Annotated in this window: 15 protein-coding genes; 9 read left to right on the top strand and 6 right to left on the bottom strand. The window is 71.4% G+C overall.

What is annotated here, in order from left to right:
* Window positions 1–3 precede the first annotated feature (3 nt).
* Window positions 4–1245 (top strand): ROK family protein, encoded by a 1242-nt coding sequence (locus B0I32_RS40510; protein WP_425438137.1) that lies wholly within the window; start codon window positions 4–6, stop codon window positions 1243–1245.
* Here B0I32_RS40510 and B0I32_RS40505 read toward each other — a convergent pair.
* A complete protein-coding gene (locus tag B0I32_RS40505; protein WP_106248729.1) occupies window positions 1229–1903 on the bottom strand; it encodes a response regulator in 675 nt (224 codons plus the stop codon). The genes B0I32_RS40510 and B0I32_RS40505 overlap by 17 nt on opposite strands.
* Window positions 1900–3105, bottom strand: a complete 1206-nt coding sequence (locus tag B0I32_RS40500) for a histidine kinase (protein WP_106248728.1) — start codon at window positions 3103–3105, stop codon at window positions 1900–1902. Before B0I32_RS40500 ends, B0I32_RS40505 begins: the two co-directional genes overlap by 4 nt.
* A gap of 253 nt (window positions 3106–3358) precedes the next feature.
* On the opposite strand from B0I32_RS40500, the gene B0I32_RS40495 reads away from it, so the two are divergent.
* Complete coding sequence (locus B0I32_RS40495) at window positions 3359–3772, top strand: DUF6223 family protein (protein WP_181308325.1); 414 nt, start codon at window positions 3359–3361, stop codon at window positions 3770–3772.
* Window positions 3773–3805: 33 nt separating this feature from the next.
* On the opposite strand, the gene B0I32_RS40490 is transcribed toward B0I32_RS40495, so the two are convergent.
* Window positions 3806–5434, bottom strand: a complete 1629-nt coding sequence (locus B0I32_RS40490) for an ABC-F family ATP-binding cassette domain-containing protein (protein ID WP_245956330.1) — start codon at window positions 5432–5434, stop codon at window positions 3806–3808.
* A 98-nt stretch (window positions 5435–5532) separates the two neighbouring features.
* Here B0I32_RS40490 and B0I32_RS40485 point away from each other — a divergent pair, with 98 nt between their 5' ends.
* The 3 genes from B0I32_RS40485 to B0I32_RS40475 all read left to right on the top strand — a co-directional run bounded on the left by B0I32_RS40485 (window position 5533) and on the right by B0I32_RS40475 (window position 8257).
* Window positions 5533–6240, top strand: a complete 708-nt coding sequence (locus B0I32_RS40485; RefSeq protein WP_106248724.1) for a TetR/AcrR family transcriptional regulator — start codon at window positions 5533–5535, stop codon at window positions 6238–6240.
* A gap of 212 nt (window positions 6241–6452) precedes the next feature.
* Entirely contained in the window at window positions 6453–6953 is a 501-nt protein-coding gene (locus B0I32_RS40480) for a SigE family RNA polymerase sigma factor (RefSeq protein ID WP_106248723.1), read from the top strand.
* Window positions 6950–8257, top strand: a complete 1308-nt coding sequence (locus B0I32_RS40475) for a TolB family protein (RefSeq protein WP_106248721.1) — start codon at window positions 6950–6952, stop codon at window positions 8255–8257. The genes B0I32_RS40480 and B0I32_RS40475 overlap by 4 nt, the downstream gene beginning before the upstream one ends.
* Window positions 8258–8299: 42 nt before the next feature.
* Here B0I32_RS40475 and B0I32_RS40470 read toward each other — a convergent pair whose 3' ends face one another.
* On the bottom strand, window positions 8300–8974 hold the full coding sequence (locus B0I32_RS40470) for a TetR/AcrR family transcriptional regulator C-terminal domain-containing protein (RefSeq protein WP_106248720.1): 675 nt from the start codon (window positions 8972–8974) through the stop codon (window positions 8300–8302).
* Window positions 8975–9030: 56 nt separating this feature from the next.
* Here B0I32_RS40470 and B0I32_RS40465 point away from each other — a divergent pair, with 56 nt between their 5' ends.
* Window positions 9031–9801, top strand: coding sequence for an alpha/beta fold hydrolase (locus tag B0I32_RS40465; protein ID WP_106248718.1), 771 nt, complete (start codon window positions 9031–9033; stop codon window positions 9799–9801).
* Window positions 9802–9907: 106 nt separating this feature from the next.
* Here B0I32_RS40465 and B0I32_RS40460 read toward each other — a convergent pair whose 3' ends face one another.
* Window positions 9908–10312 carry a MerR family transcriptional regulator gene (locus tag B0I32_RS40460; RefSeq protein WP_425438136.1) on the bottom strand — a complete coding sequence of 135 codons (405 nt, stop codon included), beginning with the start codon at window positions 10310–10312 and terminating at the stop codon, window positions 9908–9910.
* A 225-nt stretch (window positions 10313–10537) separates the two neighbouring features.
* Here B0I32_RS40460 and B0I32_RS40455 point away from each other — a divergent pair, with 225 nt between their 5' ends.
* Complete coding sequence (locus B0I32_RS40455) at window positions 10538–11203, top strand: nitroreductase (protein ID WP_106248717.1); 666 nt, start codon at window positions 10538–10540, stop codon at window positions 11201–11203.
* Between the two features lie 42 nt (window positions 11204–11245).
* Here B0I32_RS40455 and dnaE read toward each other — a convergent pair whose 3' ends face one another.
* Complete coding sequence (gene dnaE, locus B0I32_RS40450) at window positions 11246–14878, bottom strand: DNA polymerase III subunit alpha (RefSeq protein ID WP_106248715.1); 3633 nt, start codon at window positions 14876–14878, stop codon at window positions 11246–11248.
* A 245-nt stretch (window positions 14879–15123) separates the two neighbouring features.
* Here dnaE and B0I32_RS40445 point away from each other — a divergent pair, with 245 nt between their 5' ends.
* The gene (locus B0I32_RS40445; RefSeq protein WP_106248713.1) at window positions 15124–15585 is read left to right on the top strand and encodes a hypothetical protein; all 462 of its coding nucleotides are present in this window, start codon (window positions 15124–15126) and stop codon (window positions 15583–15585) included.
* A 318-nt stretch (window positions 15586–15903) separates the two neighbouring features.
* Window positions 15904–16827 (top strand): PaaX family transcriptional regulator, encoded by a 924-nt coding sequence (locus tag B0I32_RS40440; protein ID WP_245956329.1) that lies wholly within the window; start codon window positions 15904–15906, stop codon window positions 16825–16827.
* The last annotated feature ends 3 nt before the right edge of the window (window positions 16828–16830 follow it).

Raw genomic sequence — 16830 nt, 5'->3', positions numbered from 1 at the left:
GAGGTGACGGCATCGTCGGCGGGCGCGCGGACGCAGGAGCAGGTGCGGCAGCGGAACCTGAGCGAGGTGCTGCGGCGCGTCCATCGCGACGGCATGGTGTCGAGGGCCGCGCTCGGCCGTTCGACGGGGCTCAACCGCAGCACCATCATGGACCTGACCGCCGAGCTGGCGGCGGCCGGGCTGGTCCGGGAGGGTGTGCCGGTCGGGCGGGGGCAGGCGGGCCGGCCGTCCATCGTGGTGATGCCCGAGCAGGGCACGCTGTACGGGCTCGCGTTCGACGTCGCGGTGGATCGGCTGGTGGCGGCGCGGGTCGGGTTGGGCGGCCGGGTGCTGGAGCGGCGTGAGGCGGTGCGGGCCCGCGCCGGCGTGGATCTGGGGGACGTCGTCGGTGTGCTGGCCGCGTTCGGCCGGGAACTGGTGGCCGGGGCCGGTCCTGACGCGTTGTGCGTGGGTGTGGGGGCGTCGTACTGCGGGATGATCAGGCGGGCCGACGGCATGGTCCGGTACGGGCCGCAGCTGGGGTGGGTGGATCAGGCGTTCGGCGCGGAGCTGGCGGCCGGGCTCGGCCTGGGGCTCGCGGTCGAGGTGGGCAACGAGGCGCATCTGGGGGCGATCGCGGAGCACGTACGCGGAGTGGGTTCCGGCGTCGGCGATCTGATCTACCTGCACGGGGACGTCGGAGTGGGCGGGGGGATCATCGTCGGCGGTGAGCTGCTGGACGGTGACGGCGGCTACGGCTGCGAGCTCGGGCACATGCTGGTGAATCCGTTCGACGGGCGGCCCTGTCTGTGCGGCTCGCGTGGGTGCCTGGAGGCGGAGGTGGGGGAGGAGGCGTTGCTGGAGTACGCGGGGCGGTCCGGTGAGCTGGTGGGCCGGGAGGGCATCCGGGCCGTCGTCGGTCTCGCCGGGGCGGGTGACGATCGGGCGCGGGACGCCGTGGACCGGGTGGGTGACTGGCTGGGTGTCGGGGTGGTGAATCTCATCAACCTGTTCAACCCGGCGCTGGTGGTGTTCGGGGGCATGTTGCGTGATGTGTATCCCGGGGTGGCGGCGTGTGTGCGGGCGCGGATCGATGCGCATGTGCTGCCGGTGTCGCGGGAGCCGGTGCGGCTGGCGGTGACGGCTCTGGGCGACGACACGACGCTCGCGGGGGCCGCGGAGCTCGCCTTCGCCCGTTTGCTGGACGATCCCCTCAGGACGTTGGCGGCTCTGCGCAGACCGGTGCCCTCTAGGGTGCGGGGGTGACGAGTCCGGTCCGGTAGGCGATGACGACGAGCTGGGCGCGGTCGCGTGCGCCCAGTTTGGCCATGGCGCGGCTGACGTGCGTGCGGGCGGTGGCCGGGCTGAGGAACAGTTCGGCGCCGATCTCCTGGTTGCTGAGTCCGTGGCCGACGAGGGCGAGTACTTCGCGTTCGCGTTCGGTGAGCACGGCGAGCTGGTGCTGTGCCGCTTGGGCGATTCTGCGCTGGGTGGCGAACTGGCTGATGAGGCGCCGGGTGATCCGGGGGGCGAGCAGTGCTTCTCCGGCGGCGATCACTCTGACGGCGTGCAGGAGTTCGGCCGGCCCTGCGTCCTTGAGGAGGAATCCGCTGGCGCCGGCCTGCAGGGCGTCGAAGACGTACTCGTCGGTGTCGTAGGTGGTGAGGATGAGGACCCGGACCTGCTCCAGCCCGGGAATGGCGGCGATCTGGGCGGTGGCCTGGATGCCGTCCAGCTTGGGCATGCGGATGTCCATGAGGACGAGGTCGGGGCGGGTGGCGCGGGCCAGTTCGACGGCTTGGGCGCCGTTGACGGCCTCTCCCACGACGGTGATGTCGTCCTCGAGGTCGAGCAGGACCTTGAATCCTGAGCGTACGAGGCCTTCGTCGTCGGCGAGCAGCACCTTGATCGGAGAGCCGGTCATCGGTGGCTCCCGGTGAGGGGGAGTCGTGCTCTGACCTGGAATCCGCCGTCCGGCAGCGGTCCGGCGTCGAGTTCGCCGCCCAGGAGCCGGCAGCGTTCGCGCATGCCGAGGATGCCGCGGCCGGAGGGTGTGGTGCCGGGTTGCGGGGCCGGGGTGGTGCGGCCCTCGTCGGTGATGCTGATCTCGACGGCGTCGGCGCCGGGGTTCAGGGTCACGGTGACGCGGGTGGGGCCGGCGTGGCGGACCACGTTGGTGATGGATTCCTGCACGATGCGGTAGGCGGCGTTGCTGACCGTGCTGGGCAGCGGCGCCGGGGGTGGGGTGATGTCGATGGTGCAGTCGAGTCCGGCCTCGCGGGCTTTGGTGGCCAGTTCGTCGATCTGTTCCAGTCTGGGGTACGGCGCGCGCGGGTCGTCGTCGCCGGTGTCGTCGTCGCGGAGGACGCCGAGGATGGCGCGCATCTCCCGCAGGGCGCGGGAGCTGGTCTGTTCGATGGCGCGGAGTGCTTCGCGGGCCAGGTCCGGGCGTTTGCCGAGGACGTGTGCGGTGACGCCGGACTGGACGTTGATGATCGCTATGGCGTGGGCGACGGTGTCGTGGACCTCGCGGGCGATGCGCAGCCGTTCGGCGTCGACGCGTGCTCGTGCCTCCTCCTCGCGCGTGCGTTCGGCGAGTTCGGCGCGTCGCTGTGCTTCGGCCGCGATGACGTGCCGGGAGCGGATGGATTCGCCCAGGGCCGCGCTCATGACGGAGGCGCCGATGCGGAAGTAGACCCAGCCGATGGCGGCGCGTGGCTCGATGTCGGCCGCGGCGGTCAGCCAGGCGGCGGCGAGGATGAGGGTGCCGGCGCCGGCGATGACGAGGGAGCGGCGTCCGTCACCGTAGGCGGCGACGGTGTAGAGGGCGACGAAGAGCCCGAGCCAGCCCGGGCCGTCCGGGAAGCCGAGGGTGTAGTACGCCAGGCTGACGAGTGCGGTGACGGCGAAGACCGGCACCGGCCAGCGGCGGCGGACGGCGATGACCGCTCCGCTCGCGATCAGCAGGAGGTAGCCGAGGTTGCCGAGGTCGGTGAGGGGGCGCTCGATCTGTTCGCCGCTGTTGCGCACGATCGTGCCCTGGACCTGCATCACGGTGATGAAGAGCGCGAGCAGGGTCTCCTGCGCCGGCACCGGCAGGCGCCACGTGACGGCGCGGTCTTTCATGCGTCGATCCTACGGTTTCCCGCAGGTGGGCATCCTGCGTCCGGAGGCGTGACGGGCGTACGACGGGGGGTGTAGCGAGGGGTGGGTCGTCTACGTGGAACTGCGTAGAGGCCGCCGTCGGCCGGTGGAGGCGCGGTGGCGTCGGCGGCGCGACGATCGGTGGTGTGCGGCCCTCGCCGGTCTGCCGGCGCCCGTCGGCGGGGTCGTGGCCGTGCTGGTCGTGGGCGCCTGTCGTTCTCCTGAGAGGATCATCATGTCTGTCCGTGTTCTGCTGCTGTCCGCTGTGGCCGACCTGTCCGGGATGGCGGGGGTCGCCGGGCAGGTGGCGGCTCATGCGCCGGCGGAGCCCGTCGGGGCCTACGCCCTGACCGCCGGGCGGTTGTGGTCCGTGGTGGGTGCGCTGGTGGGGCTGGCCGGCGTCGTGATCGGCGGGCTGGCTCTGGCCCGTTCCGCCCGCCGGGCCGGTGACGGCGGGAGGAGGGGTGCCGTCGCGGCGTTGGTGGCGGGGCTGGCCGGGGCGGGCGTCGGCGGGCTGGTCGTGGCGGCCGCGGACGGGGGTCCCGGCACGGGTTACGGGATCGTCGGGGGTTACGTGGCGCTGGCGGTCGGGCTGGTCGCCATGGTGCTCGGCGGGCTGGTGGTGGCGCGCTCCCGCCGCACCGCCTGACCCGTACGCCGCGGTGTCTCGATCCGGGCGTGTTCAGCGGGCCCGTTCGACGCGGGCTTCGTCCCAGACCGGTTCGTCGCTCTCGTAGACGGTTCCGTCGGCGCCGAAGATGAGGAAGCGGTCGAAGTCGGCGGCGAACCAGCGATCGTGGGTGACGGCCAGCACGGTGCCGGCGAAGGACGTGAGGCCCTGTTGCAGGGCTTCGGCGCTGGCCAGGTCGAGGTTGTCGGTGGGTTCGTCGAGCAGCAGCAGCGTGGCGCCCGACAGTTCCAGCAGCAGGATCTGCAGCCGCGCCTGCTGCCCGCCGGACAGGGTCTCGAACCGCTGCTGAGCGGCTGGGGCGAGTTCGTAGCGGGCGAGCGCGGCCATGGCTTCGTTCAGGGTGCGGGCGTGGCCGGTCGTCACCAGTTCGGCGGGGGTGTGGCCGTGCAGGTCGGGTCTGGTGTGGGTCTGCACGAAGTGGCCGGGGGCGACCCGGGCGCCCAGCCGGACGGAACCGGTGTGCGGGACGGAGGGGAGCGCGCCGTCCGCCGCTTCGGCCAGCAGCCGGAGGAAGTGGGATTTGCCCGAGCCGTTGGAGCCGAGGACGCCCACGCGTTCGCCGTACCAGATCTCGGTGTCGAACGGCCGCATCAGGCCGGTGAGGCCGAGTGCTCGGCAGATGACGGCGCGTTTGCCGGTGCGGCCGCCGCGCAGCCGCATCCGGACGTTCTGCCGTCGGGGCGGGCGTTCCGGCGGGCCCGCCTCCTCGAAGCGTGCCAGCCGGGTACGGGCGGCGCGGTAGGCGGAGGAGAGGGCGTCGTTGCCGGCCGCCGTCTGCCGGAGGGTCTGCACCAGGCGTCTGAGCTTGGCGTGTTCCTCGTTCCAGCGGCGGCGGAGTTCCTCCAGCCGGTCGATGCGGTTCTGGCGGCCCTGGGCGTAGGTGGCGAAGCCGGCGCCGTGGACCCAGGCGCCGCGGGCTTCGACGGTCACGATGCGGTCGGTGGCGTCGGCCAGCAGTTGCCGGTCGTGGGAGACGAGCAGCACGGTCTTGGAGGTGGCGCTCAGCTGCTCTTCCAGCCATTGCTTGGCGGGCACGTCGAGGTAGTTGTCCGGTTCGTCCAGCAGGAGGACCTGGTCAGGTCCGCGCAGCAGGGCCTCCAGGACGACGCGCTTCTGCTCGCCGCCTGACAGGGTGCCGACCGGTCGTTGCCTGGCCGCGTCGTACGGCAGGCCCAGGGCGGCTGTCGCGCAGGTGTCCCACACCACCTCCATGTCGTAGCCGCCGGCGTCGGCGTAGTCGCTGATCGCCTGCGCGTAGGCCAGTTGCCTCGCCTCGTCGTCGTGTGCGGCGAGCGCCGACTCCGCCCGTCGGAGGTGCGCGGCGGCGGCGCGGACCGGGCCGGGGGCGACGGACAGCAGCAGATCGTGCAGGGTCCGGTCGTCCCGTACGCTGCCGATGAACTGCCGCATCACTCCCAGCCCGCCGGAGCAGGCCACGCGGCCGTCGTCCGGTCGCAGATCCCCGGCGATCAGCCGCAGCAGGGTCGTCTTGCCCGCGCCGTTCGGCCCCACCAGCCCGGCCTTGACGCCGTCGCCGATGCGGAACGAGACCTCGTGCAGCAGCAGGCGCCCGTCCGGCAGCACGTAGGTGAGCCGGTCGACCTCGACATGTCCCGCCACAGCGCTCCTCGTCTGGACCGTTGTTCTATCGACTGGACCATTGATCCGGTGCTCGATCACCATACTAGACTGGGCGGGGCGACGACGAGGAGGACGAATTGGCGGGGAGACGTTCAGGGTCGGCCGGAGACGTGTGGTTGCGAGCGCCCGCGCGGGAGGCGCGTGCGGCGCCGCCGCTCAGCCGCGACCGGATCGTGGCCGAGGCCATCGCCCTCCTGGACGAGGAGGGCGCCGACCGGCTGACCATGCGACGGCTCGCCGAGCGCCTCGGCACCGGCTCCACGACCCTCTACTGGCACGTGAAGACCAAGGACGACGTCCTCGACCTCGCCTTGGACGCGATCTTCGCAGCGGTGCAGATCCCGGGCGAAGGCGGCGACTGGCGTGCCGACATCACCGCGCTGATCAGCGGATGGCACGCCGTCCTGCTGGCGCATCCCTGGTCGGCGGCGCTGCTCGGCCGTCCGATGCTGGGCCCCAACGTGCTCGCCCGCAGCGAGTTCCTGTACGGCACCCTCTTGGCGGCCGGCGTCACCGAACCGCACCTGACCGCCGCGGCGTACGGATTGTCCAACTACGTCATCGGTTCCGCGCTCATGCAGGCGACCTGGACAGCCCGGGAGCAGGGCGCGCGACAAGCCGCCCGGGAGCACTTCCGCGCCGACCAGGACCGCTATCCCGCCCTCGCCACCCACGGCCCGCTCGCGAAGGACGGCGACTGGCAAACCAGCTTCACCATCGGCCTCACCTGGCTCCTCGACGGCATCCAGGCCGGCGCAGCCGAGGAGGCGTCCACGGAGTCGTAGCTCAGGCCCGCCCGCATGCGGCCGAGGACGCCGCGGTGGAGGCGTTGCCGCTGGACTGCCGGGGTCGCCTCGTCCGGCGGGCCTGCGGTTCGCCGGGGCCGCCGGACGATCTCCGGGGTGCGTCCCGCGAGATTCCGGGAGATCGTCCGCCGGACGATGCAACGTCTTCGCCCCTTCGGCCGTCTGGGACGTGACGACTGAAGGGACGACAAGTGGACGACGAGCCCGGCTTCGACGACTTCGTCGCAGAGCAGACCGAAGCGCTGCTCCGCTACGGATACGTCCTGACCGGAAACCCGCATGACGCCGCCGACCTGGTCCAGGAGGCTCTGATCCGGCTGTGCGGCGCCTGGCCGAGGGTGAGGCGCAAGGACAGCCCGCACAGCTACGTCCGGACCACGATGGCGCGGTTGCACATCAGCGTCTGGCGGCGGCGCCGGCGTGAACATCTCACCGGGGCGCCGCCGGACCGGGTTCATCGCGAGGTCTTTCCCTCCGAGGAGGAGCAGGGCCTGTGGCGGGAACTGGCCGCCCTGCCGCGCAGGCAGCGGGCCGTGCTGGTGCTGCGCTATTACGAGCAGCTCAGCGACGCCGAGATCGCCAAGGTGCTCGGCATCTCCACCGGAACCGTGCGCAGCCAGGCCTTCCGTGGCCTGGACAAGCTGCGTTCCTCCCTCTTGTCCTCGATGGAGACCCACGGGAGCATGCGATGACCGATCTTGAAGAGAAGCTGAGCCGGGTCCTGTCCGGAGCGGCGCACGGCGCGCCGCAGGCGCCGGACGGGCTGCTGGCGACGGTCAAGACGCGCCATCGCCGGCGGCGGGCCAGGAGCACCGCGGTGACCGCGGCCGCGGCCGTGGTCCTGGTGGCGGGCGGGGTCGGCGTGGTGGTGAACGGTCTGGGCGTGGCGGGCGAGCCGCATCCCGCGGTGAGCGCGACCGGGGAGGCCGGGCCGCCGGTGAGGAAGGTGCCGCCGCCGGTCTGGAAGGTGTGGCCGCAGGCCGTGCACAAGATCCCGGCCAGGCTGCCCGACGGCCGCGCGTACTATCCGCAGTTGCTCCTCGACGATCGCACGCTGCTGGTCATGACGGGCGTCGGTGACGGGAAGCGCCAGTACCTGTGGAGCTACGACCTGGGTACCGGCCGGCCCAGGCGAATCGCCGAGATCCCCCCGACGAAGGGCTCGGCGATCTTCGCGGACGGCGTCGCCGCCGGTGGTGGCCACATCGTCTGGTGGGCGTCGTACAAGGAGAAGGGCGGCCCGCGGGTCGCCCGGATCTGGACGGTGCCGGTGGCCGGGGGCCGGCCCCGGCGGGTGACCGACGTGCCTCTCGGGAACGTCATGAAGGAAGGGCACATCCGCGAGCTGGCGGTGACGGGCTCGGACGTGGTGTTCGCCTACGAGAAGGGCGGCGTGTACCGGGTTCCCCTGAGCGGAGGTTCGCCGCGGCCGGTGCAAGGCGCCGAGCGGCACCACATCCTGAGCTGGCCGTGGGTGGGCGTTCACCGCGGGAAGGCGATCTTCCGTGAGGTGCTCAACGTCGAGACCGGCGAGCGGAACGAGGCCGCGGTCAAGGCGGGGGAGGAGGTCAGGTGCGGCGTCGAACGGTGCTGGGGGATCGACGTACGGTACAAGACCGTCAAGGTCGACAACCGTGACTCCTCCGGCAAGAAGATCACGTGCGGTGATCGCCCGTGCCCGAAGACGGTGCGGTCCCGTACCGTGTTGCGGGGGTTTGTCCGCGATCGGGACGGCTCCCATGAGCGCGACCTGCCCAAGGACTTCCAGGAGAGCAGCGAAGCCGGCCTGGAGCGCTTCTTCCAGACCTCGTTGCTGGGACCGGGAGACCAGCTCTTCGTGGCGCTCTACGACGCCGTCACCGGCAGAACCGCCGATCTCGGCATGCGTCCGGACGCGACGGGGGGCATGGCGATGCCCGACAGCGGCTCCGACCGGCTGCTGGCCTACAAGGTCGGGAACGAGATGTACGTCCTGGACCTGGCCACGATCAAGTAGCGGCGCCCCGGCCCTGAGCCCGGCCTCGATGATGGGCCGGGCTCATCGGGCGGCGCTCGCGGTGGCCGGTCCGTCCCGCTCCTGGGACAGCACGGCCGACGTGCCGGCGATGAACACCCGCAGGCCGTGTTCGAAGGCCTCGCCGCCGATCGTCCCGCCGCCCTCGCGCACGGCGGCCGCCAGCACGGCCGGCGCCTCGTCCACGGACTGCGGCGCGGCCGGAGCCCCGTCGAGGGACTCCGGCGCGGCCGCCGCCTGCTCCCGCAGCACAAATCCGTTCACGTAGGAGGTCAGGGCCGCGATGGTGTGCAGCGCCAGCGCCGGGGTGAAGCCCCGCTCGACCATGGCCGCCAGCTCCCGCTCGAACAGGACCACGGTCTCGTGGCTCAGCGAGCGCGCGTGGGCGACCACGCGCGCGCCGTCTCGCCGGGCCAGCAGCGCGGCGCGGTAGGCCCGGGCGCGGCGCAGGAGCCAGTCCTGCCAGGTCTCGTCGTCGCGGGGCGGGCCCATCCCCGGAGCGCGGCAGATCGCGTCGGCCATCCCGTCGAGAAGCTCCTGTTTGGTACGGATGTGCCAGTACAGCGCGGGGGAGCGCACGCCGAGCTCCGCGGCCAGCCGGCGCACCGTGAGCCCCTCCAGCCCCACCTCGTCCAGCAGGCGGAGCGCGGTGTCGATCAGCACCCGCTTGGTCAGGCCTGGCCTCTTGTCCGTGGGCATGCGGGCAGCTTAGCATTGCTAAGGTCAGTCCTTAGCAATGCTAAGCGGGAGGCGTGATGCGGACCTACGACGAGGGGCGGGGGCGGCCGATCGTGCTGGTCCATCCAGGCCTGTCCGACGGGAGGCGATGCGGGAAGGTGGCCGCGATCCTCGCCTCCCGCTACCGGGTGCTGCGCCTGGACCGCCTGCAGTACCGGCCGGATCGCGGCGCGCCCGTGCGGGTGGAGCTGGAGGCCGAAGAGGTGCTGCGGCTCGCCCGCTCGGCCGGAGAGCCGGTGGTGCTCTACGGTCACTCCTCCGGCGGGGTGGTCGCGCTGGAGGCGTTGGCGGCCTCACCGGCGTCGTTCGCCGGCGCCGTGATCTTCGAGCCGCCCGCGGTGATCGGGCCGCCGCTGTCGGGAGAGGGCGGCGAGGTGCTGCGGCGGGCCCGCGCGGCGGTGGCGTCGGGCAGCCCGGGCAAGGGGTTGGCGATCTTCATGCGTGACACCGTGGAACTGCCGGACCCGCAGGCGAGGCTCGCCGGCGCGATCACCGCTCTCATCCCGCGCTACCGCCGCCTCATCCCCAGGCAGCTCGACGACCTGGAGGCGCTGGACCGGCTCGGGGTGCGCCTCGACGCCTACGCCACGATCAAGCTCCCGACGGTCCTGCTCGGCGGCGAGCACAGCCCGGCGCACCTGGCCGAGCGGCTGGACGCGCTCCAGCGCGTGCTGCCGCACGCCGAGCGGGTGGTGCTGCCGGGAGCCGACCACGGGGCCGACCTCAAGCGGCCCGCCGAGGTCGCGCGCGTCATCCGGGAGCTGGCCGAGAAGGTGTTCGCCGGCTGAGACGATGTGGCCGGAACGTTCTTCTCCAGGTCCGCCCACGCTCACGCGGACGCCTTGGAGCGCGCCGGCCGGCGTGATCACACCCTTGAAGCGGCGGCTGGCGTGATCACATCGCCGCGCCGGCGCCCGCCTTCGCGGAGGGCTCGGCGATCCACGTACAGCCGCTGGCCGGATGCGCGGAGGTCAGGATGAGCGCGTCGAGGCGGTCACGGCTTAGGGTCAGCGCGGTGATCTCGGCGTCGATGCGATCACGCTCGGCCCTCAGCCGGGCCCGCGACTCCGGGGTGGTGGCCCTGGCCTCGACGTAGGGCAGCAGCTCGGCGATGGTCCGGCTGGACAGGCCGGCCGCGTGCAACATCCGGATCAGCCGCACCCGGTCGATCGCGGACTCGCGATAGTGGCGCTGCCCTGAGCCGCTCCGGTGCGCCTCCAGCAGCCCCTGTTCCTCGTAGTAGCGCAGGGACCGGACGCTGACGCCCGATCTCTCGGCCAGCTCTCCGATACGCACCATGACCTCCGTCACCACACCCGCTCCTGGCGTCAGCTCCCAACGGTATCCGGCGGGCGGGCCGGCGGAGCACCCGCGCCGATCATCGGCTCGGGAGGGCGAGGACACCCTGACCAAGCAGGGGGCCCGGCGTGCTGCCCGTGAGGGGCCCCGCTGTCGTCCGTACCCCTTGATCGCGCAGGATGGCGGGGGAAAGGTGATCGCCGTCGAAGGGGAGAACGAGCCGACATGGACGTGTACGAAGCCGTGGACAGCCGCCGGGCGGTGCGGGCGTTCAGCGACGAGCCGGTCCCCAGGGACGTGCTCGAACGGGTGCTCGCCGCCGCGACGCGGGCCCCGTCGAGCGGGAACCTCCAGCCCTGGCACCTGTACGTCGTGACCGGCGAGCCGCTGGCGGAGCTGAAACGGCGGGCGACGGCCAGGGCGCTGGCGGGAGACCCGGGTGATGAGCGGGAATATCCGATGTATCCGGCCGAACTGATCTCGCCTTACCGGGACCGTTTCTCCGCCGCGGCCGCCCAGCGGTACCAGGCGCTGGGGATCCGGCGCGACGCCCCCGACCGGCCCGTCAGGATCGCCGCGCTGAACTCGGAGGCGTTCGGAGCGCCCGTCGTCCTGTTCTGCTACCTGGACCGGACGATGGGCCCCGGGCAGTGGGCGGACGCGGGCATGTACCTGCAGACCGTCATGCTGCTGCTGCGGGCGGAAGGGGTGCACAGCTGCCCGCAGGTGATGTGGACCATGTTCCGCAGGACCGTCAGCGAGATCACCGGCGCCGATGAGGACCTCGTCCTGCTCTGCGGCGTCGCGGTGGGGTACGAGCGGGAAGGCGCGGTACGCCTGCGCACCGGCCGGGCGGAGATGACGGAAACGGTGCGTTTCATCGGCACGTGACGCCGGACCGCCGCTCACGCGCCCCCCTCACGCCGGAGCCGGTCACGTGCCGCCGTTCACGCCGGAGCCGGTCACGCCGCCGCTTGTCACGCCGCCGCTTGTCACGCCGGCCCCGAGCAGCGCTTTGAGATCGCCGTAGAACGCGGGCCGCGGAGTGACCTGGAAGGGCACGAGGTTCAGCAGCACGCTCCCGGCCCCCTGACGGTGCAGGCAGACGTGGACGGGCGCCCGGCCGGGATGGGCGAGCAGGATCTGCTTCAGCTCCCGCACGACCCGCGGGTTCAGCTGCGCCTCCTGGACCGAGAGCACCACGGGTGGAGGGGCGTCCCCCTGGGAGACGTCCAGGATCGCGATCTCCTCCCCATAGACGCTCATCGTCTCCTCGCGGACGTTGACCCGGCCGCGGACGGAGATGACGCGGTCCTCGGCCAGCGCCTCGCCGTAGAGGGCGTAGGTCTTGGGGAAGACGAGGCACTCCACGGAGGCGTCGTGGTCCTCGAGGGTGACGATCGCCCATGGGCTGCCCTGCTTGGTGACCTTGCGCTGCAGGCCGGAGACGATGCCGCTGATCCGGGTCGCGCCGTCCTGACGTCCCGAGGCGAGCAGGTCGGCGATGGTGGTGTCGCGGTGGGCGGACAGGACGCCTTCCGCGCCGTCGAGCGGGTGGCTGGAGACGTAGAGGCCGAGCATCTCGCGTTCGAAGGCGAGCAGGACGGCCTTGTCCCACTCGCCCTGAGGGATCGCGACCGCGAAGGCGCCGCGCTGACCGGGCTCGCCGAACAGCGAGTCCTGGCCGTGCGCCTCGTTCCGCTTGACGTCGATGACCGCGTCCACGGCGGTTTCGTGCACGGCGACCAGGGCCTTCCTGTGGTGGCCCAGGCTGTCGAAGGCGCCCGCCTTGGCCAGCGACTCGACCACCCGCTTGTTGCAGACGACCGCCGGCACCTTGGCCAGGAAGTCGTTGAAGCCGGTGTACGCGCCGCGGGCCTCGCGGGTGGCGACGATCGCCTCCACGACACCCGCGCCCACGTTCCGCACCGCGCCCAGGCCGAAGCGGATCTCCGACCCGACGGCGGTGAAGTCCAGCCGGCTGGCGTTGACGTCGGGAGGCAGCACCTTGATGCCCAGGCGCCGGCAGTCCGACAGGTAGACGGCCATCTTGTCCTTGTCGTCGCCGACGGAGGTGAGCAGCGCGGCCAGGTACTCGCACGGATGGTTGGCCTTGAGGTAGGCCGTCCAGTAGGAGACCAGGCCGTACCCGGCGGTGTGCGACTTGTTGAAGCCGTAGCCGCTGAACGGGACCAGGACGTCCCAGACCGCCTTGACGGCCTCCGCCGAGAAGCCGCGCCCGCGCATGCCCGCCGCGAAGCGGTCCCATTCGGCGTCCAGGACCTCCTTCTTCTTCTTGCCCATGGCCCTTCGCAGCATGTCGGCGGCGCCGAGGGAGTAGCCGGCCAGTTGCTGGGCGATGGCCATCACCTGCTCCTGGAAGACCACCAGGTGGTAGGTGTCGCCGAGGATGGGCTCCAGCGCCTCCGCCAGCTCGGGGTGGATCGGCTCGACCGGTTGCCTGCCGGTCTTGCGCAGCGCGTAGTTGGTGTGCGCGTTCATCTCCATCGGGCCGGGCCGGTACAGCGCGTTCACCGCGGCGATGTCGGTGAACGTGGTCGGCCGCATCAGCTTCAGCAGCACCCGCATGCCGCCGCTGTCCAGCTGGAAGACGCCGAGCGTGTCGCCGCGCGCCAGCAGCTCGTACGTCGCCGCGTCGTCGAGCGGGATCTCCAGGACGTCGATGGCGATGCCCTTGTTGGCGCGGACGTTCGCGACGGCGTCGCCGATGACGGTGAGGTTGCGCAGGCCGAGGAAGTCCATCTTCAGCAGGCCCATGTCCTCGGCCTGGGTGAAGGGGAAGCCGGTGATGACGGGTCCGTCCGCCTTGGGCTTGGCCAGGGGGATCACGTCGATGAGCGGCTCGCGGGACAGGATCACGCCGGCGGCGTGGATGCCGGTGCCCCGGGTGAGGCCCTCGATGCCGGTGGCGGTGTCGATCACCGTCTTGACGTCCGGGTCCTGCTCGTACATCTGGCGCAGCTCGGTGGCCTCGCCGTGGCGGGGATGGCCGGTGTCGTGGATGGCGGCCAGCGGGATCTCCTTGCCTCCGTCCGCCGCTGGAAAGGCCTTGGTGATGCGGTCGCCCAGCGCGTACGGCAGGCCGAGCACCCGGCAGGAGTCCTTGACGGCGGCCTTGGCCTTGATGGTGCCGAACGTGACGATCTGGCAGACCCGGTCGTCGCCGTACCTGCGGGTGACGTAGTCGATCATCTCGTCCCGGCGGCGGTCGTCGAAGTCGAGGTCGACGTCCGGCATGGAGATGCGCTCGGGGTTGAGGAAGCGTTCGAAGATGAGCTGGTGCTCGATCGGGTCGAGCTGGGTGATGCCGGTGCAGTAGGCGACGATCGACCCCGTCGCCGAGCCGCGGCCCGGCCCGAGGCCGATGCCCTGCTCGCGGGCGTACCGGCAGATGTCGGCGACCACCAGGAAGTAGCCGGGGAAGCCCATCATGTCGATCACCGACAGCTCGTAGTCGATGCGGTCCAGCACCTCCTGCGCCGGCCGGCCGCCGTAGCGGCGGCGGGCCCCTTCCAGGGTCTCCTTCCGCAGCCAGCTCGACTCGCTCTCCCCTTCCGGTACGGGGAAGCGCGGCGTCAGGTCGCGGTGCGCGAACACCGCCCCGTAGTCGCCGACCCGCTCGGCGACCAGCAGGGTGTTGTCGCAGGCGCCCGGCACCTCGGCGTCCCACGACGCGCGCATCTCCGCGGCGGACTTGACGTAGTAGCCGCTGCCGCCGAACCGGAAGCGGTCGGCGTCGGCCAGCCGTTTGCCGGTGCCGACGCACAGCAACGCGTCGTGGGCCTGGGCCTGGCTCTTCGTCACGTAGTGGGAGTCGTTGGTGGCCAGCGGCGGCAGGTCGAGCTCCTTGGCCAGCCTGAGCAGGTCGTCGCGGACCCGGCGCTCGATGGCCAGGCCGTGGTCCATCAGCTCCAGGAAGTAGTTGCCCGGGCCGAAGATGTCGCGGTAGCGGGCGGCGGCCGCGACGGCCTCGTCGTACTGGCCGAGGCGGAGCCTGGTCTGCACCTCGCCGGACGGGCAGCCGGTGGTGGCGATGATGCCCTGGTGGTGCTCGGCGAGCAATTCATCATCCATGCGCGGATATTTCTGGACATGGCCTTCGAGCCACGCCCGGGACTGCAGCCGGAAGAGATTGCGCAGCCCCTGCTCGCCGGCCGCCCACATCGTCATGTGCGTGTACAGGCCACGCCCGGAGACGTCCCCGCCCGCGCCGGTGCCGTCGTCGGAGCGGCGCAACGAGAGGTCGTCGCTGTAGTACACCGGCTTGCGATGGCGCCTGGAGGCGGGGGCGACGTACGCCTCGATGCCGATGATCGGCTTGATCCCCGCCTTGCGCGCCGTCTGGTGGAACTCGTACGCCCCGTACACGTTGCCGTGGTCGCTCATCGCCACGGCCGGCATGCCCTGCCGCGCCACCTCCGCCATCAGCGGGCCGACCTTGGCGGCGCCGTCGAGCATGCTGTATTCGGTGTGCACGTGGAGGTGCACGAAGGATCCCACCGGAAACCACGCCCTCGGTTGTAGGCCGGCCGCGAACCCGAGCATTCGACCCGAGATCAGACGTGGCTGTCCAACAATCGACACACCGGCAATCCACAACCAGAAGTTGTCCTGCGGGCTCCGTTGGACCGGGGATCCTCACCTCGGACGGGCTCGGATCGGCGTACGGCGCTCACCGCCACTGGGCGCGGACATACCCGCGGTATACCGCCGGTCTTTAGCGTTCTTCGCGGCGCTCCGGTCACGGCCGGAGCGCCGCGACGTTCCCGTTGACTGACAAGGATCGAATCATGCGGAAGTTCTCATCCTCGAAGGCGCTCGCCACCGTCGTCGGGGTCTCTGCCGTCTTCGCCGTACTGGCGCCGGCCACCGCCGCCACGGCCGCCACCACCACCGGCTCGTGGAGCGTCTCCTCGGCCGGCTGCAAGGAGAAGTGGAGCAAGCTCAACACGAAGGACGGCTTCGTCAGTTACGTCCTCCAGCTCTGCACCAACGGCTACGGTGAGGCGCGTGGCAGCGTGACGGACACCAAGAGCGACACCTGGACGGCCGTGGTCGAGGTCTCGTTCAAGAAGAAGAACGGCGACGAGATCTACGGCGGGTACAAGGAGGCCGGCCGGAAGAAGGGCCACAAGAGCTTCAAGTGGTCCACGACCCGCACCAACCTCGACCGGATCACGATCAGGGCCAAGCGCTGCCTCCCCGGCACGATCGTGTGCAACAACACCAAGACCTACACGCTCTACCCCTGATCGCGAGGCACGACGGCCGTGCCGCCGCGGTGAACACCGGAGCCGCCGCGGCGGCGGCCGCCCCTGCGGCTCGAACGCTCCAGCCGTTCAGGGAGCGGTTCAGCCGCTTGCCGAACGCCTCGATCTCGTCCAAAAGCTCGATATGGGCAACGATCGTTCAGCTTTCTGTCATCAATGTCAACCCTCTGATCGCCTCCTGGCCATCTGGGAGGGTGTGCAGGACACGCGTGAGTCACCGGTCCAGGTGGTCGGCTCAGCGCAGAACTATGACAGTGCGGTGACGAACACTTCCTCAACTGTGGTCAATATACTCGTCTGGTGAATGACCGTGAGCTGTCCGAGGCAGGGGACGTCGACTTTCCGCGCTTCCAGGTGGGCGCGCCCCCGCAGCACCTGATCACCACGCTACTCGGCGACTACTGGATCAGCCGCCCCGAGCGGCTGCCGTCCGCGGCCCTGGTGCGGCTGACCGAGGAGTTCGGGGTCTCCGCCGTCGCGGCGCGGGCCGCGCTCAGCCGCCTGACCAAACGGAACCTGCTGGAGTCGTCGAAGACCGGGCGGCGCACCTCCTACCGGCTGACGGACCGCGCCGCCGCGGTGATGCTGGAGGGCAGGCAGCGGATCATGTCCTTCGGCCTGGAGCGCGGCGCGTGGGACCGCACCTGGGTGATGGCGGCGTTCTCCGTCTCCGAGGAGCAGCGCGACCTGCGTCACGCGCTGCGCGCGCGGCTGCGCTGGCTCGGCTTCGCCCCGCTCTACGACGGGCTCTGGGTCTCGCCCACGGCCGACGCCGGCAGCGCGGCGGCGGTGCTCACCGAGCTCGAGGTCCCCATGGCCACGGTCTTCCGCGCCGAGGCCCTGGACCTTCCGGGCATGCGCGCCCCGCAGGAGGCCTGGGACTTCGACCGGCTCCGGCGTACCTACGAGGAGTTCGTGACCCGGTACGCGCCGCTCCTGGACCGCGTCCGCAGGGGCACGGTCGGCGCGTCCGAGGCGCTGGTCGCGCGCTCGGGGATCATGGACACCTGGCGGACCTTCCCCAACCACGACCCCGACCTGCCTGCGGAGCTGCTGCCCGCCGACTGGCCGCGCGCCGCGGCCAGGGACCTGTTCGTGGAGATCTACGACACCCTCGGGCCGCTCGCCGAGTTCCGGGTCAAGCAGATCGTCGCGGAGTTCGAGCCGGCGCTGGCCGGGCTGGTCGCCCACCACCGCACCGGCTCCACCCTCACGCTCACCTGACCG

It is taken from the genome of Nonomuraea fuscirosea, from assembly GCF_003001935.1.
In the GTDB taxonomy this organism is placed as follows: domain Bacteria; phylum Actinomycetota; class Actinomycetes; order Streptosporangiales; family Streptosporangiaceae; genus Nonomuraea; species Nonomuraea fuscirosea.
Note: the sequence above shows the minus strand (reverse complement) of the source record. Positions and strands in the feature narration are given on the sequence as shown.

Bases quoted from the DNA above. Each gene is read 5' to 3' on its own strand.
- B0I32_RS40505 (WP_106248729.1), bottom strand. From the start codon at position 1,903: ATGACCGGCTCTCCGATCAAGGTGCTGCTCGCCGACGACGAAGGCCTC.
- B0I32_RS40455 (WP_106248717.1), top strand. From the start codon at position 10,538: ATGGACGTGTACGAAGCCGTGGACAGCCGCCGGGCGGTGCGGGCGTTC.
- B0I32_RS40445 (WP_106248713.1), top strand. From the start codon at position 15,124: ATGCGGAAGTTCTCATCCTCGAAGGCGCTCGCCACCGTCGTCGGGGTC.
- B0I32_RS40495 (WP_181308325.1), top strand. From the start codon at position 3,359: ATGTCTGTCCGTGTTCTGCTGCTGTCCGCTGTGGCCGACCTGTCCGGG.
- B0I32_RS40500 (WP_106248728.1), bottom strand. From the start codon at position 3,105: ATGAAAGACCGCGCCGTCACGTGGCGCCTGCCGGTGCCGGCGCAGGAG.
- B0I32_RS40460 (WP_425438136.1), bottom strand. From the start codon at position 10,312: ATGGTGCGTATCGGAGAGCTGGCCGAGAGATCGGGCGTCAGCGTCCGG.
- B0I32_RS40475 (WP_106248721.1), top strand. From the start codon at position 6,950: ATGACCGATCTTGAAGAGAAGCTGAGCCGGGTCCTGTCCGGAGCGGCG.
- B0I32_RS40470 (WP_106248720.1), bottom strand. From the start codon at position 8,974: ATGCCCACGGACAAGAGGCCAGGCCTGACCAAGCGGGTGCTGATCGAC.
- B0I32_RS40465 (WP_106248718.1), top strand. From the start codon at position 9,031: ATGCGGACCTACGACGAGGGGCGGGGGCGGCCGATCGTGCTGGTCCAT.
- dnaE (WP_106248715.1), bottom strand. From the start codon at position 14,878: ATGCTCGGGTTCGCGGCCGGCCTACAACCGAGGGCGTGGTTTCCGGTG.